Source organism: Altererythrobacter sp. Z27, assembly GCF_052683155.1.
In genome coordinates, this window is the sequence record NZ_JBQYMC010000001.1 from 192,437 (window position 1) to 214,434 (window position 21,998).

At 62.6% G+C, this 21,998-nt stretch carries 19 protein-coding genes and 1 tRNA gene; 6 read left to right on the forward strand and 14 right to left on the reverse strand.

The genetic code is table 11. The annotated features are described in order from the left end of the window. Positions 1–84: 84 nt before the first annotated feature. From glmS to ACUJ47_RS00945, 3 genes are all read left to right on the forward strand, one after another. Positions 85–1,908 carry a glutamine--fructose-6-phosphate transaminase (isomerizing) gene (gene glmS, locus ACUJ47_RS00935; RefSeq protein WP_445536604.1) on the forward strand — a complete coding sequence of 608 codons (1,824 nt, stop codon included), beginning with the start codon at positions 85–87 and terminating at the stop codon, positions 1,906–1,908. A 74-nt stretch (positions 1,909–1,982) separates the two neighbouring features. After that, positions 1,983–2,699: a hypothetical protein gene (locus tag ACUJ47_RS00940; protein WP_445536605.1), complete on the forward strand. Its 717-nt coding sequence runs from the start codon at positions 1,983–1,985 to the stop codon at positions 2,697–2,699. A 219-nt stretch (positions 2,700–2,918) separates the two neighbouring features. Further along, positions 2,919–5,228, forward strand: a complete 2,310-nt coding sequence (locus ACUJ47_RS00945; protein WP_445538832.1) for a putative bifunctional diguanylate cyclase/phosphodiesterase — start codon at positions 2,919–2,921, stop codon at positions 5,226–5,228. Between the two features lie 18 nt (positions 5,229–5,246). Here the strand turns inward: ACUJ47_RS00945 and purQ are convergent, their stop codons facing one another. The 4 genes from purQ to purC all read right to left on the reverse strand — a co-directional run bounded on the left by purQ (position 5,247) and on the right by purC (position 10,015). Then, positions 5,247–5,924, reverse strand: coding sequence for a phosphoribosylformylglycinamidine synthase subunit PurQ (gene purQ, locus ACUJ47_RS00950; protein ID WP_445536606.1), 678 nt, complete (start codon positions 5,922–5,924; stop codon positions 5,247–5,249). Next, positions 5,924–6,172 (reverse strand): phosphoribosylformylglycinamidine synthase subunit PurS, encoded by a 249-nt coding sequence (gene purS, locus ACUJ47_RS00955; protein WP_445536607.1) that lies wholly within the window; start codon positions 6,170–6,172, stop codon positions 5,924–5,926. The genes purQ and purS overlap by 1 nt, the downstream gene beginning before the upstream one ends. Positions 6,173–6,288: 116 nt before the next feature. After that, positions 6,289–9,144, reverse strand: a complete 2,856-nt coding sequence (locus ACUJ47_RS00960) for a M16 family metallopeptidase (protein ID WP_445536608.1) — start codon at positions 9,142–9,144, stop codon at positions 6,289–6,291. Positions 9,145–9,208: 64 nt separating this feature from the next. Next, on the reverse strand, positions 9,209–10,015 hold the full coding sequence (purC, locus tag ACUJ47_RS00965) for a phosphoribosylaminoimidazolesuccinocarboxamide synthase (protein WP_445536609.1): 807 nt from the start codon (positions 10,013–10,015) through the stop codon (positions 9,209–9,211). Between the two features lie 435 nt (positions 10,016–10,450). Here purC and ACUJ47_RS00970 point away from each other — a divergent pair, with 435 nt between their 5' ends. Continuing rightward, positions 10,451–10,735: a type II toxin-antitoxin system RelE/ParE family toxin gene (locus tag ACUJ47_RS00970; RefSeq protein WP_445536610.1), complete on the forward strand. Its 285-nt coding sequence runs from the start codon at positions 10,451–10,453 to the stop codon at positions 10,733–10,735. A 34-nt stretch (positions 10,736–10,769) separates the two neighbouring features. Then, positions 10,770–11,078 (forward strand): HigA family addiction module antitoxin, encoded by a 309-nt coding sequence (locus tag ACUJ47_RS00975; protein ID WP_445536611.1) that lies wholly within the window; start codon positions 10,770–10,772, stop codon positions 11,076–11,078. A 701-nt stretch (positions 11,079–11,779) separates the two neighbouring features. On the opposite strand, the gene ACUJ47_RS00980 is transcribed toward ACUJ47_RS00975, so the two are convergent. The 7 genes from ACUJ47_RS00980 to infA form a co-directional block, all read right to left on the reverse strand. Continuing rightward, positions 11,780–12,286 (reverse strand): ImmA/IrrE family metallo-endopeptidase, encoded by a 507-nt coding sequence (locus tag ACUJ47_RS00980; RefSeq protein WP_445536612.1) that lies wholly within the window; start codon positions 12,284–12,286, stop codon positions 11,780–11,782. Positions 12,287–12,320: 34 nt separating this feature from the next. After that, positions 12,321–12,749 (reverse strand): helix-turn-helix domain-containing protein, encoded by a 429-nt coding sequence (locus ACUJ47_RS00985; protein ID WP_445536613.1) that lies wholly within the window; start codon positions 12,747–12,749, stop codon positions 12,321–12,323. 335 nt (positions 12,750–13,084) lie between these two features. Next, a tRNA-Phe gene (locus ACUJ47_RS00990) sits at positions 13,085–13,160 on the reverse strand. A 98-nt stretch (positions 13,161–13,258) separates the two neighbouring features. Beyond that, positions 13,259–13,447, reverse strand: coding sequence for a DNA gyrase inhibitor YacG (locus ACUJ47_RS00995; RefSeq protein WP_354145451.1), 189 nt, complete (start codon positions 13,445–13,447; stop codon positions 13,259–13,261). After that, entirely contained in the window at positions 13,444–14,421 is a 978-nt protein-coding gene (locus ACUJ47_RS01000; protein WP_445536614.1) for a ribonuclease, read from the reverse strand. The genes ACUJ47_RS00995 and ACUJ47_RS01000 overlap by 4 nt, the downstream gene beginning before the upstream one ends. Next, on the reverse strand, positions 14,414–14,986 hold the full coding sequence (locus ACUJ47_RS01005) for a Maf family protein (protein ID WP_445536615.1): 573 nt from the start codon (positions 14,984–14,986) through the stop codon (positions 14,414–14,416). The genes ACUJ47_RS01000 and ACUJ47_RS01005 overlap by 8 nt, the downstream gene beginning before the upstream one ends. 6 nt (positions 14,987–14,992) lie before the next feature. Then, entirely contained in the window at positions 14,993–15,238 is a 246-nt protein-coding gene (infA, locus tag ACUJ47_RS01010; RefSeq protein ID WP_047806247.1) for a translation initiation factor IF-1, read from the reverse strand. Positions 15,239–15,432: 194 nt separating this feature from the next. Here infA and ACUJ47_RS01015 point away from each other — a divergent pair, with 194 nt between their 5' ends. Then, positions 15,433–18,309 carry a hypothetical protein gene (locus tag ACUJ47_RS01015; protein WP_445536616.1) on the forward strand — a complete coding sequence of 959 codons (2,877 nt, stop codon included), beginning with the start codon at positions 15,433–15,435 and terminating at the stop codon, positions 18,307–18,309. A gap of 24 nt (positions 18,310–18,333) precedes the next feature. On the opposite strand, the gene ACUJ47_RS01020 is transcribed toward ACUJ47_RS01015, so the two are convergent. The 3 genes from ACUJ47_RS01020 to ACUJ47_RS01030 form a co-directional block, all read right to left on the reverse strand. After that, complete coding sequence (locus ACUJ47_RS01020; RefSeq protein WP_445536617.1) at positions 18,334–19,131, reverse strand: esterase/lipase family protein; 798 nt, start codon at positions 19,129–19,131, stop codon at positions 18,334–18,336. Positions 19,132–19,166: 35 nt separating this feature from the next. Further along, positions 19,167–20,696, reverse strand: coding sequence for a WS/DGAT/MGAT family O-acyltransferase (locus ACUJ47_RS01025; protein WP_445536618.1), 1,530 nt, complete (start codon positions 20,694–20,696; stop codon positions 19,167–19,169). A 125-nt stretch (positions 20,697–20,821) separates the two neighbouring features. After that, on the reverse strand, positions 20,822–21,997 hold the full coding sequence (locus ACUJ47_RS01030) for an NAD(P)/FAD-dependent oxidoreductase (protein WP_445536619.1): 1,176 nt from the start codon (positions 21,995–21,997) through the stop codon (positions 20,822–20,824). Between the last annotated feature and the right edge of the window lies 1 nt (position 21,998).

Below are 21,998 nucleotides of genomic sequence, written 5' to 3' on the forward strand. Positions count from 1 at the left end.
CCCCGTACGCTAGAGGCAAGCTTCCATTCAGCCGGGGCGCTATAGCGGCGCTAAACCTGGCCTGTTCACTTCAGCGAGATTTTTATGTGCGGCATCATTGGCATAGTGGGCACAAGCCCGGTGGCGGACCGGCTGGTCGATGGCCTGAAGCGGATGGAGTATCGCGGCTATGACAGCTCCGGGCTTTGCACGATCCAGCATGGCGCGTTGGTAAGGCGCCGCGCCGAAGGCAAGCTCGCGAACCTTGTCGCCGTGCTGGCAGACCAACCTGCGGGGGGCAATGTGGGCATCGCGCATACGCGCTGGGCCACGCATGGAGCGCCCACTTCGATCAACGCGCATCCGCACGCGACCGACCGTGTGGCTATAGTCCACAACGGGATTATCGAGAATTTCAAGGAGTTGCGTGACGAACTTAAGGCCAATGGCCGGCAGTTCGAAAGCGAAACCGACAGCGAAGTGGTGGCGCACCTGATCTCGCGACGGATCGAGGCTGGGGACACGCCTGAAGCGGCGATGCGCGATGTCCTGCCGCGGCTGCAAGGCGCATTTGGCCTGGCGATCGCCTTCCGCGACTACCCCGACTTGCTGGTAGGCGCGCGGCTCGGCTCGCCGCTCGTGGTCGGCTATGGCGAAGGCGAGATGTATCTCGGTTCAGACGCGCTCGCATTGGCCCCGCTGACGCAGCAGATCGCCTATCTCGAAGAGGGCGATTGGGTCGTCATCACGCGCGACGACGCGCAGGTTTACGATGCGGAACACAATCCGGTGACGCGCGCGAAGCAGCACTCCGGCGCTTCGGCTGCTGCGGTCGAGAAGGGCAATTATCGCCACTTCATGCAGAAGGAGATTTTCGAGCAGCCCACCGTGGTGGCGCAGACGCTCTCTTCCTATCTGCGCCGCTCGGACAATTCGGTCGCCCTGCCGCAGTTCGATGTGGATATGTCAGCGATCAGGCGGCTCACCATCGTCGCTTGTGGCACATCCTATTACGCCGGGATGGTCGCGAAATACTGGTTCGAACATTTTGCGCGGCTGCCGGTCGACATCGATGTTGCGAGCGAATTCCGGTATCGCGATCCAGTGCTCGAAGAAGGCGGGCTGGCGCTGTTCATCTCGCAAAGCGGCGAGACTGCAGACACGCTCGCAGCGCTGCGCCATTGCCGCAAGGAAGGGCAGAAGATCGCGGTCGTCGTCAATGTCCCGACCAGCACCATGGCGCGCGAAGCGGACTTGTTGCTGCCCACCCACGCCGGCCCGGAGATCGGGGTTGCATCGACCAAGGCCTTCACTTGCCAATTGGCCGTGCTGGCCGCCCTGGCAGCGCATATGGCCGTGGCCAAGGGGCGAATGAGCCGCGAAGAAGAGCAGGACGTGGTTCGCCACCTGCTCGAAGTGCCTGCTGCGCTCAACTCTGCGCTCGATCACGATGACGATATCGCGGCGATGGCGCATCTCATCGCCCCGGCGCGCGACGTGCTTTACCTCGGGCGCGGACAGGATTATCCGCTTGCCCTCGAGGGTGCACTGAAGCTCAAGGAAATCAGCTATATCCACGCCGAAGGTTACGCTTCGGGTGAAATGAAGCACGGGCCGATCGCGCTGATCGACGAGCAGGTCCCGGTTATCGTGATCGCTCCATCGGGGCCGCTGTTCGACAAGACCGTTTCCAATATGGAAGAGGTGCGCGCGCGCGGCGGGCAGGTGGTGCTGATATCCGATGCCAAGGGCCTTGAGCAGGCGAGCGAAGGGTGCATTGCGACGATCGAGATGCCGATGGTTCACCCGCTGATCGCGCCGCTGGTATACGCTGTGCCGGTCCAACTGCTGGCCTATCACGTGGCTGTAGTGAAGGGCACCGATGTCGACCAGCCGCGCAATCTGGCGAAATCGGTGACGGTAGAATAGTTGCCTTATGGCGGCGATGTAGCGGTTCGCCCGGTGCGATTGCTCGCTGTGTAGGTCGCAGTTAGCACGCTGGAATGACAGCAGCTTCGACAGACTGGAGTGACCTCCCACTGGCGGATCAGCCAGTGTCCGAAAACGATATCCTGCAGGATCTCGAAGATCTTGGGAAAGGGATCGTCCCACCCAAGCTGAATTTCGCGAGTCTGCGCAAATCTATCCTTGAACCCGCCTTGTTCGAACTTGGCTTTCACCGCCAGGGCATCGGCTATTGCAAAGAATTTGATGCCTTCATCGCTTCGATCGAGATCATGCGAAGCAAGGATAACCGTGCTTTCCGGATCGATCTGGGCCTTCAACCCGCCGCCATGTGGAATCCCGCAGCGCATGGCGAATGGCCGGCGACAGCCTCCATGTTCCGTGGCGACATAAATTTTCCCGACGGACTGTGCTGGTGGAAACACGGGCTGGACGAGGCAGTTACGCGAACGGTCCTGCATGCAGCAGCAGGCTACCTTCGCGCAGAGCTCTTGCCCGGATTGCAGCAAATGGCGGACTTTTGCGAAGCCGCTAAGCCGCCACAACTGGCTGACGCTCCGGCATGGCTATCTCTGGCAATGAGCGATGAGGTAAGCTTTGCGCGTTACCGGCATGCGGCGGGGCGCAAGGCCGAGGCTGCCGAATTTGCGCGCGCTGCGCTCGCTCAAATGCCACAACCGGGCCCTCTGACGCCCTTACAGTCGCCGCGCCCCGTGGAACTGGAGATGCGCGACCTAGCCGAGGGAGGAGGGTGACGGTTTGGTGTCCGCCTGCATTTGGTTTCGGCTTGCACTTATAAAATGAACGCCGCGCTTTTCGCCCTGGCCGTTTCCACGATTTTATCCGCCAGCTCAGCATTTTAGGGCCAAATTAACCACGTTTCCCGGTTTAGCTTTACTGGCGCATAACCTTTCAAGGTTAATCGCGAGTGGGTGAGCGAACATGAAGCCGCCTTGCCCAGCACTCCGACGCGCATGTCGGTCGGTGCGATTCTCGGCCTGACCGTACCGGTCAGTGGCGACTGGTCACGACTGCGCGGCCTGCAATATTCGGCTGTGGCGCAGCTCAGCTACCGGCGCATGGCAGGGCATCTGGTTATGGCCGCATTCGCGATTGCGATCCTGTTCGGGAGCGTTTCCCCGGTCTGGCTTGGCCTGTGGGGTTTGGCGCATGTTGCGGTGCAAGTGCGGGGCGTGTCGGTCGATCGCAGCCTTGCCGATGCGGATCGTCGCCGGATCAGCAAGAAAGATATGCTGCGTCACACGCTTACACCGGCACTATCAGGTCTGCTGTGGTCGGTTCCGCTGGTGGCCTTCTTGCCCGGCACGTCGGCAGCTCAGGCCGCTGTGGTAGGGACCATCGTGGCGATCCTCGCGATCGGATCGGTGCTCTTCTATTGCGCGGTGCCGGTGGGCGTATTGAGTTTCGTTTCCATCGTCGGTCTCACTGTGCTGGTTGCGCTCGCGGTCCATGAGCAATGGGCACTAGCTCTGGCTGTAGTGGTTTTCCTCGGCGTGGCATTGGCGGGCACGATCAAGGGAAGCCGGGCATTCCTGAAGGCCCGGATCTCGGAAATCAGCATGGCCGAGAAGGAAGCAGTCGTTTCACTGCTGCTTCGCGAATTCGAAGAAAACGAGGCCGACTGGCTGTGGGAAGTCGGCCCGACACGCCGTATCCGCGGGGCCTCGCCGCGCTTTGCCTATGCCTTGTCCAGCAGGAAGGCTGATGTTGAGGGCAAGCCCTTCCTTGAAGTGATCGCAGGCAAGGGCTGGGACGGATCAAGGCTCTCTCCGAGCCTCCATGAACTTGCCGACAAGCTGCAGAACCGGCAGAATTTCTCCAACCTCATGGTCGAGGTTTCGATCAAGGGGCAGCGTCGCTGGTGGGAGCTGTCGGGTACGCCGATGCTCGATGAGCGCGGAAAGTTCCTGGGTTTCCGCGGCGTCGGATCGGATGTCACAGCGCAGCGCGAATCGTCGGAAAAAATCGCCTATCTCGCGCGCTTCGACACGCTCACGTCCCTGCCAAACCGGCTGCAATTGACCGAGGCGGCGGGAACGGCACTGCAATATGCGAACCAATGGCGCACGCATTGCGCCTTCCTGATGATCGATCTCGACCGCTTCAAGTCGGTCAATGACTCGCTCGGACACCAGATCGGCGACCGGCTGCTGGCGCAGGTTTCTGCCCGCCTCAAGGCGTTGATCGGCGAGAACCAGCTGTGTGGGCGCCTTGGCGGCGACGAGTTCGCCGTGGTTATCCGCGACGCGACCGATCACCGGGTGATCGACAAGGTTGCGCAGATGGTGATCGAAAGCCTCTCCGAACCCTATGTGGTCGACAATCATACGCTCTATGTCGGCGCCAGCGTTGGCTCGGCAATCGGCCCGCGCGACGGGAAGACCGTGGAAGAGCTGATGCGCAATGCCGACCTTGCGCTCTATCGCGCAAAAGACGGCGGCGGCGGGCGGCATTGCCAGTTCGAGCCGATCCTGCATGCCTCGGCGGAAGAACGCCGCAAGCTCGAGCTCTCGCTGCGAGGGGCACTCGAGCGTGACGAGTTGGAGCTCCAGTTCCAGCCTGTCGTCGACGCCAAGAGCGAAGAGATCGTCAGCTTCGAGGCGCTGGTGCGCTGGCACAGCCCTGAGCATGGCTTCGTAAGCCCGGCGAAGTTCATCCCGGTGGCAGAGGATACGAGGCTGATTGTGCCGATCGGGCGCTGGGTGCTACGCAAGGCTTGCGAAGAGGCGCTTGCCTGGCCGGAGCACATCAAAGTCAACGTCAACGTATCGCCCGAGCAGCTGCTTGATCCGGACTTTACCGATGACGTCGTGCGGTCGTTGTCCGAAACCGGCCTACACCCACAGCGGCTCGAGATCGAAGTGACCGAGAGCATCTTCCTGCGCGACGCCAGCGTCGCGAGAAGCGCCTTGGAACAGGTCATGGCGCTCGGCTGCGGGGTCGCGCTCGACGATTTCGGGACCGGCTATTCCTCGCTCGGCTACATCCGCAAGCTGCGCTTCTCGACGATCAAGGTCGATCGCACTTTCGTGAAGGGCGCCGAGCAACAGAGCGCCGAAAGCCTCGCGATCATCCGTGCAGTGGTGGCAATGGCGCAGAGCCTCGATATGACCACCACGGCGGAAGGTGTTGAAACGATCGAAGAGGCCGAACTGATCCGCGCGCTCGGTTGCGACAAGATCCAGGGCTATTACTTCGGAAGGCCGATGTCGGCCTCGGATGCACTGAAGCTGTTCAGTCGGGTCGATCGGCAGATCGCCTGAGCCGCCGCTGTTGAGGCGTCAGGCGGCTACGAGGCTTCCGACGACGCTTTCGAACAGGGCGCGGCCGTCGCTGCTGCCGAGCACATCCTCGATCGCGCGCTCAGGGTGAGGCATCATGCCCAGCACATTGCCCTGTGCATTGAGGATTCCGGCGATGTCGCGGCGCGAGCCATTGCACGGTTCAGCATAGCGGAACGCCACGCGGCCTTCGCCTTCAAGCCGGTCGAGCGTTGCGTCGTCGGCAAAGAAATTGCCATCATGATGCGCCACCGGGATGCGAACCACTTCGCCCGCTTCGTAGGCGCTGGTGAAAAGCGACTGGTTGTTCTCGACCGTCAGCGGAACAGTGCGGCAGATGAAGTTCTGGCTGGCATTGCGCATCAGCGCGCCGGGCAGCAGGCCTGCTTCGGTGAGCACCTGGAAGCCGTTGCACACGCCCAGGACCGGCACGCCGCGTTCTGCGGCTTTCACGACAGCCTGCATGATCGGGCTTCGTGCTGCCATTGCGCCCGAGCGGAGATAGTCGCCATAGGAGAACCCTCCGGGCAGGGCGATGAAATCGAGCCCTTCGGGAAGTTCGGCATCACCGTGCCAGACGCGGATCGCCTGCACACCCGAGACTTTCTCCAGGGCCACCGCCATATCGCGGTCGCAATTCGAACCGGGAAAGGTGATGACAGCTGAGCGGAATGCCATCAGGCGTGCTCCGCCTGGCTGAGCTTTTCGACCGCGTAGTCTTCGATCACCATATTGGCGAGCAGCTTGCGGCACATCTCGTCGATCGCTTCGTCGCTTGTGCCGTCTGCAAGGTCCATTTCGATCACCCGGCCCATCCGTACATCTTCAACTCCGGCGAAACCGAGGCCTTCGAGCGCATGGTGCACCGCGCGTCCCTGCGGATCGAGCACGCCGGGCTTGAGCCGGACCAGGACACGAACTTTCATGGGGTGCTCCTCGCTATGCTGGATCGGACGGCGCGTGGGCGCCTGTCGCGGAGCCTATAGCGTGCTCCTCGCCAAGCGCAATCGGCATGCAGGACATTGCCCACCGTGGCGAGGGATCACTCGTCCTTTGCAGGCTCCGGCACTACCAGCAATTCGACTGCAGCGTCGGAGGCGAGATATTGCTGCGCCGCTGACACGATATCCTGTGCGGTGAAGCTCTTCAGAATGTCGGGCGCGGCGAAATAGCGATCGAGCCGATCCGCTTCGCTTTGCGCACGGTCGGTCAGCGACATCCAACCACCCAGCGACTTGAGCAGGTTGTCATAGTTTTCGAGCAGCGGCTGGCGCGCGCGGTTGACGGTATCGTCGTCGAGCTTGCCGTCCCGCAGGCCGCCCAGCATCGCTCCGATCGCTGAGCGGGCCGGATCGAGCTGGGCGCGATCCACCGCAACATTCAGGCTGAACGTGCCATAGCCGCGCCACACGCGCGACGGGGAGCTTCCGGCGGAAGGCGAATAGGCCTGCCCCAGCGCTTCGCGCAGCTCTTCCTGCAAGCGCACGCGCACTACCAGGCCCAGCAGTTCAAGCCGCAGCGCTTCACGCAGGTCGCTGTCGTCAGTGGTCGGCCAGACCATCCGAATGAGTGCCTGATCGGCCTCGCCGGTATGGGTTATCGTGCGTGTGCCGCGTTCTGCAGTGAACGGCCGCTGGCGGGCCTCCTCACGCGGGTTGAACTCGGCTTCGCGCGGTCCAAGTGCTCCCAGCGTCTTTGCCACGGCATCGATCGCGGTCTGCTCGTCGAAATCGCCGACCAGCGCCAGTTCGATTGTGCCCTTGGCCAGCCGGTCACCGATATCGGCCGCGAGCTGTTCGAAGGTGCGCGCTTCATAGGCTTCGCGCGATTGCAGGGTGAAACGCGGGTCGTCGTCGGAGAGGATGCCCCCGATCTTGTTGTTTAGCGCTTGTCCGGGGGTTGCGTCGAGGCTGGCAAAGAATTGTGCGATACCGCGCCGGTAGCGCTCGACGCCTTCGCTGCGATAGCCGGGATCGACCAATGCCGCGGTCAGCAATTGCAGCTGCAGCGCAAGGTCGCGCGGAGTGGTGGTGCCGCCCATCTGGAATGAATCGCCGTTCGCGCCGATCGAGATGCCAACACTGCGCCCGGCAAGGATGGTCGCCAGCTCATCTTGGCTGTGCTTGCCGAGGCCGCCCGCAGGAAGCATTGCAACGAGTGCAGTCTTGAGCGGGTCGTCGGCGGTGTTGAGCAGTTCGCCGCCATCGAGTGTAAGGCGATAGCTTACCTGGTCCTTGCGGATATCGGTCTGCTTCAGATTGAGCCGCACGCCATTGGCGAAGCGGATCAGCCGGATCCCCAGCCGCTCGTCGCGCGTGTCGGACACGATTGTGCCGGGCGTGCCGAAGTCCTGATATGCAAACTCCGCCTGTTCGGCCCATTCGGGCGCGGCGATTTCAGCTGAGGCAACTTCGTTCCATGCCGCGCGCAGCGCAGCGGCTCCCCCTTCGGGCATGCTGCGGCCCTGGTACCGGATCAGCGGGTTATCGAGCGCGGCTGCTTCCGCCAATATGGCGGCCAGGGCAGCATCGGGGGTAATCTGGCCCGCGAATTCCTCGAACCGGTCAAGCGCGCTTTGCGGTGTCGAGGGAATGCGCTCATCGTCGACCAGCGAGAGCGCCATGGCTGCGAGCGCGGCATGAGTGCGAGTATCGGAACTGCTGGCTGCATTCTCGAGCGAGGTGCGGATTGCGGCAAGCTGCTCGTTTACCTCGGCCTGGCTGAAGCCATAGGAAAGCGCGGTCCTCACCGCGATACCGGCGGCGTTTAGCCCTTTGCGCCATTCCCCATCGGGCGTGCTCACCGTGAGCGTGGTCGAGCGTGCATCTTCGAACAAATCGCCAGTGCCGAAGCTCGCGCCGCGGAACGGCGCATCCGCGCCACGCGCCAGCGCTTGCAACCGCCGGTTGACGATGCCGTATCCGACCTGCCGCAGCAGGCCTTGCTGCCGATTGGCGATCGTGTCGGGCCGATCTTCCCACGCGGCATTGCGCGAGAGGCTGACGCTTTCGGGAAGCGCGGGATCGACATAGATGTCGGTCTCACCGCTCCGCGCGATATCGAACGGGCCGGTGACCGGCTCGACCGGATCGGGGGCGGCGGTCCAGTCGGCAAACCAGTGCCGCACGCGCGCTTCCATCAGGTCGATCGGGAAATCGCCGACTATCACCAGCGTCGTGTTGGCGGGGACATAGGTGCGGCGATAGAAGCCGTGCAAAGTGGCTGCGGGGGCGTTCTCGAGCACTTCCAGCGCACCGATCGGCAGGCGATCGGCGAAACGCGCACCGGGAGCCGTGAACTCGAGCTGGTCGATCAGCGATTTATAGGCGAAATTGGTTCGGTCACGCCGTTCGGCCAGGATGATGCCGCGCTCGCGCGCCACGGCATCTTCTTCGATCAGCAGTTCGCTCGCAGTCTCGCGCATCAGCATCAGCACGGTTTCGAGCAGGCTTTCGTCATTGCGCGGCAGGTCGAGCCGATAGACCGTCTGTTCCAGCCCGGTCGAGGCATTGGTGTCGGCGCCGAAGGCCAGTCCTTCGCGCTCGAGCAGCTTGATCATCTCGCCTTCGGGAACGCGCTTCGATCCGTTGAAGGCCATGTGTTCGAGGAAATGCGCGAGCCCCCGCTCATCTTCGTTCTCGTCGAGCGATCCCGAACCGATGTGCAGCCGCACCATTGCCGTGCCTTCGGGCGTGGCATTCTGGCGCAGGATGTAGCGCATGCCATTGTCGAGCACGCCGAAGCGATAGGCCGGGTCGACCGGGATATCGCTTGCCTCGAAGGCCCAGAGCGGTTCAGCCGCCGTTGCGGCAACTGGCGGTGCAGTCTGCTCGGCGAAGGCAGGGGTTGGCTGAAGGGCGAATGCGGCAAGCGCCGCAAGCATCACGGGAAAACGCATGGCACCTGCTTACCTGCTAAACGCAGGCTGGCAAGGGACCGCAAATTCTATCCTGTTGGCGCGCTTACTTCTTCGCCTTTGGCGGTGCGCCGCGCAGCCGGCCGCGATGGGCCGAAAGGTCGAACACTTCACCTGGGGTGCTGTCGTCGCCCTGCAGCAGGCCGAGACGGCGTGCGACTTCCTGATAGGCTTCGCTTTCGCCGCCCAGGTCGCGCCGGAAGCGATCCTTGTCCAGCTTTTCGCCGGTCTTCATGTCCCACAGTCGGCAGCCGTCGGGGCTGATCTCGTCGGCCAGGATCACGCGGCTGAAATCGCCGTCATAGATGCGGCCGAACTCCAGCTTGAAGTCGATCAGGCGAATGTCGATCGCGGCGAACATGCCGCACATGAAGTCGTTGATGCGGATCGCCATCGCGGCGATGTCCTGCATCTCTTCGGGGCCGGCCCAATTGAAACAGGCGATGTGTTCTTCGGCGATCAGCGGGTCGCCCAGCGAATCGTCCTTGTAGTAATATTCGATCAGCGTGTGAGGCAGCGGCTCGCCTTCGGGGATGCCGAGGCGCTGCGAGATCGAGCCCGCCGCGACATTGCGCACCACCACTTCGATCGGAATGATTTCGACCTGGCGGATCAGCTGCTCGCGCATGTTGAGACGGCGGATGAAGTGCGTCGGAATGCCGATATGCGCCAGCCGCGTGAAAACATATTCCGAAATGCGGTTGTTGATCACGCCCTTGCCGTTGATCGTGCCCTTCTTCTGGGCGTTGAAGGCGGTCGCATCGTCCTTGAAATACTGGATCAGCGTGCCCGGCTCTGGGCCCTCGTAAAGGATCTTGGCCTTGCCTTCGTAAATCTGGCGGCGACGCGACATGGTGGGATCATCCTGCTGCAAAAAAACGCCGCCCCGGCAGGCGATGCGGCAGCGCAACGCGGTGGCCGGGGCGAGGCGAGAAGCCTTACTCGCAACGGTTGAAATTGGCAAACGCGCTCTGGTGTGTCTCGTCGCGCATCGCGCGCAGGCGCAGTGGTGCCTCGGGGCGGAGCATCGATTCCCTGTAAGAATAATAGCTTGCTGTTGTCCAACCTTGCCTGACAACCAATGGAAACCTGCGGCGTCCGGCGCACCGATGTCCAACCCTTTGCACGATCAGCTTTGCTTGGGTAGCATTGCTAAACCCCTTCCCGACCCATGCCCTTGCGGCAGCTGCAGGATCTCGGAAGGGGATGTCTTCGACATCGTTGCATTTCGTCAAGATAATGTGAAGTATGACTTGACAAAGTGTGAAGTGTTACTTATCAAGATCACATGATCAAGAGCATCCGCAGCAAGCCGCTTAAGCAATTCGCTTCAACCGGCGATTCGTCGAAGCTGCCCGTTCAGGGCAATGCGTCGATCGCCAAGCTGACCCGCCAAATGCAGGTGCTGGACGCCGCGGTCCAACCCGATGACATGAACCTGCCGGGCTGGCGTTTCCACGGGCTGCAAGGCGCGCCGAAGCGTTATTCGGTCAGCGTCACCGCGAACTTCCGGCTGACCTATGGATGGGAAGAAGCGGACGCTGTGGATGTCGATCTGGAGGATTACCACTAACTGAAACCTTTTGTGGCAAGGAGGAGACAACGCCATGATGAACGGACTGATGAAAGGACTGCCGCCGGTTCACCCTGGCGAAGTGCTGCGCGAAGATGTGATCCCTGGCAGCGGGATGACGAAGACCGCTTTCGCTACCCAGCTGGGGATGTCGCGCGAGGCGCTGCACAATGTCCTGAGCGGCAAGAGCGCGGTTTCGACGCTGATGGCGCTGAAGCTGGCCAGGCTGCTGGGAACCAGCGCGAAGATGTGGCTGAACATGCAGCAGGCTTATGACCTGGCGGTCACTGCCGAGAGCAAGAAGACCGAAATCGAGAAGGTCGAAAAGGTTGAATTCGCCTGACCGGCCAAAAGGCCGAACGACCGGAAAAAGAGGGGCGGACGCCTATGGCGCCCGCTCCTTCGCTTATCCGGTGATGATCAGTTCGCCAGCGCGTAGCGGCTTGTCGCTTCCAGCCAAAGCCAAGTTCTCTGGCTCAAATACGAGAAGACGGCCGGGCTGTTCGACCCGACCGTCCCTTGGGTATTATGCTATCGGCGCCGAAGCCTATCGGCGCTCGGGGTGCTTGATGCGTTCACGCTCAGTCGTCGCGGGATGCGAGTTTGCGTAACGTTCGGTTACGAAGCGTCCAGTCCGCGAGCTGCGGTGAGAGACTTGGGTTGGTACCTTTGTCTTCGACATCGTGCTTTCCTTTCCAAAGATTGACCATGCAGTACTTGCAGTCGGGGGAAGGTCCCCGGACCGCTGGGCAAACAGCGATCCGGGGGGATCAGGCTATTCGTTCACGTAGATCGGGAAGGCGCGAATACCGTAGTTCTTCGCGTAGATGCGCTTCCCTTCTTTCGTGATGTATGGACGCCAGGTCACGCGCTTCCCCGGAGGGATGGCAAATTCCGACATAGTACACCTCAATTCGAGGGTGGCCCGACAATCTTTGCGCCCGCGAGATTTCCGTGTAATACACGAATTGCACAACCTCGTTGCGGATCGCGCACCCGACACAGGGGCCACGTTCTGTGCGAGAGATCAGGGGGAGCTTTTCATCAGAAGAGCTCCCCTTGAATTTTCGTAACTTCGTCGAAGCGTTGTTCCGCACGTTCAAGCGGAACTGAGTACCGCTCGGCGACTTCCTCAGCTGTAACGCAAGTTCGCACACCGGCTCGCGGCATTAGAAATGCATCCGCGAAGTAATCTGCCTGCCACTCGGGATCCACGTGGCGGTCGTATTCTGAACGACGCGCGTACGCAGTAGGCGCCTGCGAATGGAGAAGTAGGTGGCCCAGTTCGTGGGCCGCCGTATGCCTCGCCTCAGGATTGCCTTCGTGGAGCGCAAGGTAAGTGCTGTTGGAGAGGCAAATCTCGTAGTGTTCCAGGCCGGTATAGCCGTCCATGCCTGGCATCGCGTCGTCTTCTTGTACTGTAAAGATGTAATCGGGCAGCCACTCTTCCATCAGCTCAAGCATTTGGATCATGGCCACCCGCTTGGTCTGGTCGAGCCCAAGGGTGCGCTTCATGGCGCCGGCTAGTCCCTCGATTTCGTTTTCGGTCATTTTTTTGACCGCCCTGAACCTTATGTCCAACTCACTACTCCTCGTCTTCCAGCACTTCGATGATCTTCTGCCTCTTAATGGGGGTCATCCTTGCGAACTGGTCTTGCAGCTTGAACGCCAGCGTGCGCTCCCAGGGATCAGGATGATCGCTGATAGTGAGCCGGTACTCTCTCGCTGAAAGCGCAGCAGCATTCTGGAGCTCTTTCGCCCTGCGCTGGTGAAGGTCGAGGCCGTTCACCAGTTTCGATACGAGTCCATCGGGAATGGGTTTGCGCCCGGTTTCGACCATACTAAGGAATCCTGGTGTCACCTCGGCAGCTTCGGCCATATCCAGCAGTAGCAACCCTTTTTCTTTTCTGATCTCCCTGCACTTTTGACCGAAAGGTGTGAGCTTTGTCGGCCCCTGTTGCCTGCCCCCTTTCGTCGCACTTGTCATGATAGCCTCCTCGTTGCGGGTGGACATAAATTCACCTCGAGAGGTAAATTTGTCAAGGTTCGTTTAACCTTTGCTGGTAAATTATGCACAGGCGGGCGCGTGCGCATTTTGTCTGCGCGGGCTAGGCCTTCTCAGCCCAGCAATCCGATGTCGGTCGAATGCATGGGCGGTTCTGCAATGGGTCATGCCGAGGTTAGATTCGGTAGCGTGGGGAACTGCCGATGGCTTGAGGCCGGCGAGCGATACGATCGTACGAGCCTGACCGACAAGTCGCGCATTTGCGCGGATTATGGCCAACCTTGAGCCATTCAGAGCTGTCCAACTCGGAAAATATCAATGTAATCAGATATTTAGATAGAAAATGGTGCCTCGGGGCGGGATCGAACCACCGACACTACGATTTTCAGTCGTATGCTCTACCAACTGAGCTACCGAGGCATCGCTGCAGCGACGGTGCAAAACACCGGCGAGCGAATGAGAGCGCGCCTATGGCGAAGCTGTGCGCCCTTGGCAAGCGCCAATTGCCCGAAATTCGGCTAGTCGCGGTCGTCGCGGATGATTTCCCCGGCGATTTCTTCGGGCATGGCCGGTCGGCCGGGCACGGCATAGCCATCCCCAAACCATTGCGCGAGGTCGCGGTCCCGGCAGCGGCTCGAACAGAAGGGGGCGAATTGCGCTTGCCGTGGTTTCTTGCAGATGGGGCAGGTCTTGGTCTTGCTGGTCATAGCGGCACTGCCTGGGCGAATCCGGCCTCCGGCGCAAGGCCGGGATCGGGTGCCACACGCACTTCGCGGCCGGTCCTGCGGGCAAGTTCGGCGAGCCATTCGGGAGTGAGGCGCGCGGCGACCGCCGGGTGGCAGCTGAGCAGGATTGCGCCGGGATCGGTCACCGCTTCGGCCCGGCGCAGCAATAGGCGAGCAGCGGCTCCGCTGCGATCGAGCGAGATCAGGCGCAACACCGAAGCGCGCGCCAGCCGCGCGACGATCTGGACGAAGCCGAAACCGTTCATCGCAGTGCGCTCATGCGGCCAGCCCGCCAATTGCTCGTCGAGTTTTGCATCGACCGCGCGCCGGTCGCCCTTGTCGGACAGCGTAGGAAAATCGATGCCGATGTTGCCGCCTATGTCGAACCGGTGCAGCGCGCTTGCCAGCGCAGGGACTGCATTGGAGCAGATCGCCTCGACCGGATAGCCGTCGACATCGACCAGCGTCATCGCGGGCGTGTCCGAAAAAAGCAGCGAGCCCCCGTGGAAAGCAACCTCGCCGGTCCATGCTTCGGAAAACAGCTCTTCCCAATCGGCGTCATCCGGGAAACGACGAACGACCCGGACTTCATGGCCTTCTTCGCGCAGGCTTTCGGCAAGCGAAGGTGCGGGGTTGAGCGGCTGCTCGGTCTTGACCGCCTGCGCACGCTTCAACCGCCCGCGTTCGGCAATCGCCTCGCGCTCGACCAGCATACGCACCGTCGATCCTTCGCTGTCCGCTTTGGGCAGGCGCCGCCCGATCGCTTCCTCTCCTGTGGCGAAGCGGACAATAGCGTTGGGCGAAAGCGGGAACCGCTCCACCACAATCGCCTCGGCAACGGCGCCCTGCACGAGCCGCCCGGGCCAGCGCAGTCGCGCGGCGACGATGCGCCCTTGTTCGAACCGGATCGCGCGCTCCTCGCCGATCCCCTCCTCGACGAGCCAGGCCTCAGCCAATGTCGAACCCCGCCGCCTTCAGCAGCGCGCGGGTCTCGTAGAGCGGCAAGCCGACCACGCCCGAATGGCTGCCTTCGATCCATGCGATCAGGCCCTCGGCTGCACCCTGGATGGCATAGCCGCCCGCCTTGCCGTGCCATTCGCCGCTGGCGAGGTAGGATGCGATTTCCTCTTCGCTCAGTCGCTTGAAGCGAACGGTGGTCTCGCTCAGCTTTTCGCGCAGTGCGCCGTCGGGCGATTTCAGCGCGATGGCAGAGAGAACGCGGTGCCTGCGGCCAGACAGCAGTTCGAGGCAATGCCGCGCGGTCGCTTCATCCTCGGCCTTGGGCAGGATGCGGCGCCCGACAGCGACCACTGTGTCTCCGGCGAGAATGTGCCCCTCGTCCTTGACCGCCATGGCTTTCTCGCGCGCCATGCGCACTGCATAGTCGCGGGGGAGCTCGCCCTTAAGGGGGCTCTCGTCGATTTCGGCGGGGGCAATTGCATCGGGCGCGATGCCGAGCCGCGCGATCAGCTCGCGCCGCCGGGGACTGGCCGATGCTAGGATGAGCTTGGGCGAACCCACGCCGGATTACTGCGGGCCAGGACCGCCGCGACCTGGCATGAAGCGGTAAGTGATGCGCGCCTTTGTGAGGTCATAGGGCGTCAGCTCGCACAGCACTTCGTCGCCCACCAGCACGCGGATGCGGTTCTTGCGCATCTTGCCGGCGGTGTGGCCCAGGACTTCGTGACCGTTTTCGAGCTCCACCCGGAACATCGCGTTTGGCAGCAGTTCGACCACCTTGCCGCGCATTTCGAGGAGTTCTTCCTTGGCCATGTAAATCCTTAGTTCAGTTTATGGAGGCGAATTGGCGCGCGCTTTAGCCGCGCCGGGAGCAAAATGGAAGCCTCGTGCGTTGCAGGGCCGATCCACGGCGTAACCCGATTGCGCCACGGTTCGTGTCGATTGATGCAAATCAATACATTTCAGCCGATTGTGCTTGTCTTGGAATTAGGAGAAGGGCGCTCGCCATGAGCCCGAAACATACCCTTTTACTGGGGACTTGCCTTGCCTGGACGCTTTCCGGCGTTGCCCAGGCGCAGGCCCCGATCGCCGCTGCCGCCGCTGCGCAGGGGCAGGATACTCTGGTCGAAGAAGCCGAGATCGCCGCCGAAACGGGGATCGTGGTGAGCGCGCAGCGCATGCGTGGCCAGCTCGATGTCGAGCAGGCGCCGGTTCTCGAACTCAACGAGGAAGACATCCTTGCAGTCGGTGCGAACTCGGTCGAGGAATTGATCGCTGCAATCGGCCCGCAGACGGGCTCGTCGCGCGGGCGCGGTGGCGGCCCACCGGTGTTCCTCGTCAACGGCATCCGCATTGGCAGCTTCCGCGAAATGCGCAGCTATCCGCCCGAGTCGATCGCCAAGATCGAAGTCCTGCCTGAGGAAGTGGCGCAGCGCTTTGGCTTCCCGCCGGACCGGCGGGTGGTCAACATGATCCTGAAGGATAGTTACTCCAGCCGTGAGCTCGAGCTTGAGTTCGAAGGGCCCGACCGTGGCGGATATTTCCGCAACGAGCAGCAGTTCACCATGCTGCGGATCAAGGATGGCGGGCGGCTCAACGTCAATCTCGAAGCCGGCGACGTCTCGATGCTGACCGAGGCGGAAAGGGGAGTGATCCAGACGGAAGGATCGCAGCCGGATGTCACTGGCGATCCCGATCCGGCGAAGTATCGCAGCCTTGTGGCCGACAGCCGCAGCTTCGAGGCAACGGCGAACTGGGCCAAGGCCTTCATCGAAAGCGGCTCCTCGCTCAGCTTCAACGGCACTTATGAACGCAGCGAAAGCCTCAGCCTGTCGGGCCTCAACAACGTGCTGCTTGTCGCGCCTGACGACAGCTCGGCGCTGCGCACATTCGGCGAGCGCGATCCGCTGCAGCGCCGCAGTTCCAGCGATACGTTCTCGACCGCCGCGACATGGACCCGCCCGGTCGGCGGTTTCCAGCTCACCGCGACGATCGACGCCAGCCACGCGCTCAGCACAGTCGAGATCGATCGCCGGTTCGATACGCAAGACCTGATCGATGCGGCCGCCGCAGGCACGCTCGCGCTCGACGCGCCGCTGCCCGATGTCGCGGACAATGGATTCGACACTGCCGAAACCAAGACCTGGGCCGGGCGCGGCAAGTTTACTGCGCGCGGTGCGCCGCTTTACTTGCCTGCCGGCGAGTTGAGCACGACTTTCGATCTTGGCTATGAGTGGGACCGGATCGAAAGCAGCGATACGCGCACTGCCTTCGACACGCGCCTGACGCGCGGCGATCTGGAAGCGGGCGTAAACGTCGTGATCCCGATCACCAGCCGCCGCGACATGGTGTGGGACGCGCTGGGCACGATCACGCTCAACGCGCAGGCCGGTATCAACCATTTGTCGGACTTCGGTACGCTGGCGGACTGGAGCACAGGGATCAATTGGTCGCCGTGGGACAATCTCAACCTGCAGGCGACGCATGTGTGGCGCGAAGTCGCGCCTTCGCTCGGCAACCTCGGCAATCCGCGCGTCGAAACCTTCAACGTTCCGGTGTTCGACCTCGCCAATGGCGAAACGGTGCTGGCCACGGTGATTTCGGGGGGCAATCCCGATCTCCTGGCCGAAACCCAGCGTGACTGGCGCTTCAACGCTTCGTGGGAACTGCCTTTCATCAAGGACACACAGTTCTCGGCGGAATATATCCGCAACCGCTCGCGCGACGTGACTGGCGACTTGCCGGCGCTTTCGGCTGCGGTCGAAGCGGCATTTCCGGACCGCGTGACGCGGGACATCGACGGCAGGCTCTTGTCGCTTGACCGGCGGCCGGTCACTTACGCGCGCACTCGCGGCGAGCGGCTGGTGTTTGGCCTCACGACCCGCGGTTCGATTGGCACGCCGGCTCCGCGCGGTAATGGCGAAGCGCGCGGCGGCGCGCCGACAGGGGCTGGAAGCCCGCCGAGTGCCCCGGGCGGCGAAATGCGCCGTGGTGGACCTCCGGGCGGCTTTGCGGGCGGCCCGCCGACCGAAGAACAGCGCGCGCGCTTCATGCAGTTCCGCGAGCGGCTTTGCGCCGATGACGGGATGGCTTTCCTTGACCAGGTCGCAGGTGCGATCGAACGCGGCGAAGACCTCACGGCATTGTTCCCTGATTTCGACCTTACCCGAGCGCAGGGCATGCTGCAGCGCTTCAAGGGCGACGACGGCACGATCGACCGTGCTCGGCTGAGCGAATTCCGCGAGCGGATTTGCAGCATGGACCCCTCGCAGATGCGCGGCGGATCGGGTGGACCGGGCGCCGCCCCTGCTGGCGGAGCGCCCGGCGCTGCTCCCGCTGGCAGGCCTCAGGGCGGCCCGATGATGGGCGGTCGCGGCGGGCCGGGCGGCTTCGGCGGCGGTTCGGGCCAAGGGCGATACTTCTTCAACCTCACCCATACGATCGAACTCGACAACCAGATCGTGATTGCAGAGGGCGGTCCGGTGCTGGACCTGCTCGATGGCGATGCACAGGGCGATTTCGGCCAAGCCAAGCACTCGACCCGCGTCGAAGCGGGGCTGTTCCTCAATGGCAAGGGGCTGCGGCTTTCGGGTACCTATACGGGTAGCGCGCGGATCGACGGCAATTCGGTCACCGGCACCAGCCCGCTCTATTTCGACGATCTGGTGCGGATCGACATGCGCGTATTTGCCGATATCGGGCGGTTGACCGGAACTGAATCGGGCTTCCTGAAAGGGTTCACCATTTCGATGCGGGCGGACAACCTGTTCGACGCCCGGCGGCGCGTGCGCGATGCGGACGGCAATACGCCGCTGCGTTACCAGCCGTTCCTGCTCGATCCGACGGGCCGATATCTGGGCGTCGACCTGCGCAAGATGTTCTGAGCCGGGGTGCCGCCCCGGCCGGGATCAGTTGAACCCGGTATTCGGGAACATCCATTGCTGGGCCAGCGTCGGCTCGAACGGCGTCCACTCGCCTTCGGGCTGCGCCAGCCGGTCGGCCAGGGCAATCATCACGCTGGGATTGACGCCCAGGCCGATGTGGCTGGCATAGACCTCGATGTTTTCGCTGGGAGTCCGGCTCGGCTTCTGCACCGATCCGCGCCAGTGGACCACACCGTCGGTCTTGGTCAGGATCGAAGTGGTCGGCACCGGCGGCGCTTCGTCTAGCCCCTGGAACCTGCCGCCGCGCATCGGCTCAGGCTCCTTGCCGTTGAGCAGTTCGAACAGCCGGCGCGCATTGGTGTGCCCGCGGTCGTCCGAGATCGGGCTGCCGAGCGAGATGACCTGCCGCACGCGCTCCGGATGAAGCTTGGCTAGTTCGCGTGCGAGCACGCCGCCAAGGCTCCATCCCACCAGCGAGACCTTGCCGCCGCTATTGTCGTTGAGCCGCTTGAGCTGGTCTTCCAACCGCTGGATCAGGGCATTGTCGACCCGCACATTGCGTCCGCTGGCCCAGCCATGTGCGTCATAGCCAAGGTCGCGCAGCAAATTGCGCATCGGCCCGGTCGAATTGTTGGTGGCCATGAAGCCGGGCAGCACCTTCACCGCATGCCCGTCGCCGCGCGGCAATTGCGCCAGCCATGGGCGCATCATGTAGAAGGCGCCGAGTTCGAACAGCGCACGACCTTCCGCGAGGGTCCAGAACGTGCTGGGCGGGCGCGCTGCGCGGTCCAGTTCCTCTTCAACCATTGCCAATGTGGCCATCTTTGCTTCCCTTGTCTTGTTGTGGTCCCGGCCCATCAGGGCTTCTTGGCCTTGCGCGAGGCAGTCTTGCGCTTCGCAGGCGTTTTGCTTTTCGGCTTGGCTGCAGCGGGCTTCGCTGCAGCTTTGGCTGCGGGTTTTGCGTCGAGCGCCTTTGCCGCTGCGAGCAGTTCGGCAAAGCTGTCTTCAATGCACTGCACATAGAATTCAGGATCGGGCATCAACTCGCGGCAGGCGGTGAAGCTGACTGTCGCCTCATCGCAATAGCTCTGCACCACATGCCCTACGCCCATACCGTCGGTCAGGCAGAGCAGGCCCATCATGCTCTCGAGCCGCGCTCCGCTCGAATAGATCGGCACCGGCGGCCCCGGAACGTTGGTAACGACAGTGCTGAAGGGCGGGGCCATGGTGCGATTGGCAAGGCCGAGCCGCGTGTAGAGCTGCGCGCCCAATGCCATGAACAGTGCCGGGCTGACCTTGCTGATCTCGGTCATGTTGCGCGCGCCCAGCGCTTCGGTCATCGCCTTGCTGTTGGTGGTCTGTGAATGGACGAATTGAAGCCGTTCGGCCGGGTCCGCAATATGAGTGCCGAGCGGCGCGATCATCGCCGCGACCTGGTTGCCCATGTCGCCCTTTTCGCCTGCCGCCCGGACCGAGATCGGCGCCATCGCGGTAAGCGTTTTCTTGGGCAGGTCCTGCTTGGAAAGCAGGTATTTGCGCAATGCGCCGCCGACGATCGCCAGGAACACGTCATTGACCTTCGCTCCGGGCGCGAGCGCGCGGATCGTCTTGATGTCGTCCAGCTTGAAGCTGCGCCCTTCGACAACGCGATGCGGCGAGATCACGCGATTGAACCGCGTCTTGGGAGCGACGAGGTCCGAACTGACTGCGAAATCCTTGACCGCCAGCCCCTTGATCGCCTTGGCCAGGCCGGGCGCGGCTTTGGCCGCGACTTCGATCTGTTTCCACGGGTTGGTGACCGCGTGAAGGTAGCTCTTGCCGAGCAGTTCGACCGGGCTGGGCACCTTCTCGGGCTTCCAATTGTCGGGCTTGTCGGGCGGCGGCTCGTCCGCGCGCAGCGTGTGCATCGCTTCCATCAGGTCGATGCCACTCATCCCGTCGATCGCGGCATGATGCACCTTGGTGACCATGGCGAAACTGCCCTTGGCTACGCCGGGCACATTGTCGAGCCCTTCGACCACGGTGAATTCCCATGGCGGACGATCAAGGTCGAGCGGGCGCGCGAAGATGCGCGCGGCCTGGATGCACAGCTGGCGCCAGTCACCCGGTTTGGGGAGCGCGACGTGACGGACATGGTATTCCAGATCGAAGTCGGGGTCTTCGATCCAATAGGGATAATCGAGATCGAACGGCACCCGGACCAGGCGCTGGCGGACGGTCCGGCTCAGCTGCATGCGGCTTTCGAAGAAAGACAGGATATCCTTGAAACGGACGAACCCCCCGGGCGCGGTCGCCGGATTGTAGATCAGGATCGAACCGATATGCATCGGCGAATTGCGCGATTCCATCGCGACGAACGAGGCATCCATGCCCTGCAATTGGCGCAAGTGTCTCTCCTGCTGCAGCCGCTGTTGTGCGGTCTTGGTTGCAGACGCTAACAGAAGGGCGCTTCCGGTCAACTTGCCGCCCTCGTCAAGCGCTTCCCCTGCGGCAAGCTGCGGGAAAGGGGGCTCTAGAGTGCCTCGCCCGCGGCTACCGCGCTGGCCCAGGCCCATTGGAAATTGTAGCCGCCCAGCCAGCCGGTCACATCGACCGCCTCGCCGATCGCATAGAGCCCCGGAATCCGCTTCGATTCCATCGTCTTGGAAGAAAGTTCTGCGGTCGAAATGCCGCCCACCGTCACTTCAGCCTTGGCAAAGCCTTCGCTGCCATTGGGGTGGAAGCTCCATCGGGCAAGGCGCGCTGCAGCTGCTTGCAAGGCCTTGTCGGGCGTGTTTCCAAGTTCTGTATGGATGCCGATTTTCTCCGCAAGAATATCCGCCAAACGGTCAGGCAGCGCCTCGCGCAGCAGCGATTTGAGCGTTGCGCGGGGGTTTTCGCGCTTGCGCTCCACCAGCCAGTCGGCCGGGCGGCCCGGAAGGAAATCGATGCTCACCTCGTCACCCGGACGCCAATAGGAGCTGACCTGCAGGATCGCCGGACCGGACAGGCCGCGATGGGTGAACAGCGCGGCTTCGGCAAAGCTGGTCTTGTTGGCGGTCGCCACGACCGGCGCCGACACACCAGAGATCTCGCGGAACAACACTTCCTCGCCGCCCAGCGTCAGCGGTACGAGGGCAGGGCGCGGCTCGACCACTTTCAGCCCGAACTGGCGGGCGAGGTCATAGGCATATCCGGTCGCGCCCATCTTGGGGATCGAAGGGCCTCCGGTCGCGATCACAAGGCTGGCGGCAGTCGCGATCTGCCCGTTGGCCATGACGGCAAACCGCCCTGTATCGTGTTCGACAGCTGTCACCTCGGCATTGCAGCGTACTTCCACAGAGCCTTTCGCGCATTCGGCCAGCAGCAAATCGACGATCTGCTGCGCCGAACCGTCGCAGAACAGCTGTCCCAGTGTCTTCTCGTGCCAAGCGATGCCGTAACTATCGACCAATTCGATAAAGTCGCGCGGAGTGTAGCGGGCCAGCGCGCTTTTCGCGAAATGCGGGTTGGCTGAGAGGTAATTGGCTGGGCCTGCGCCGATATTGGTGAAATTGCAGCGCCCGCCGCCCGAGATGAGTATCTTCTTGCCGGGCCTGTCTGCTTTTTCGAGCACAAGCACGCGCCTGCCGCGCTGCCCCGCGCGCGCGGCGCACATCAACCCGGCCGCGCCAGCGCCCAGCACAATTGCATCGTAACTCTCAGCCATG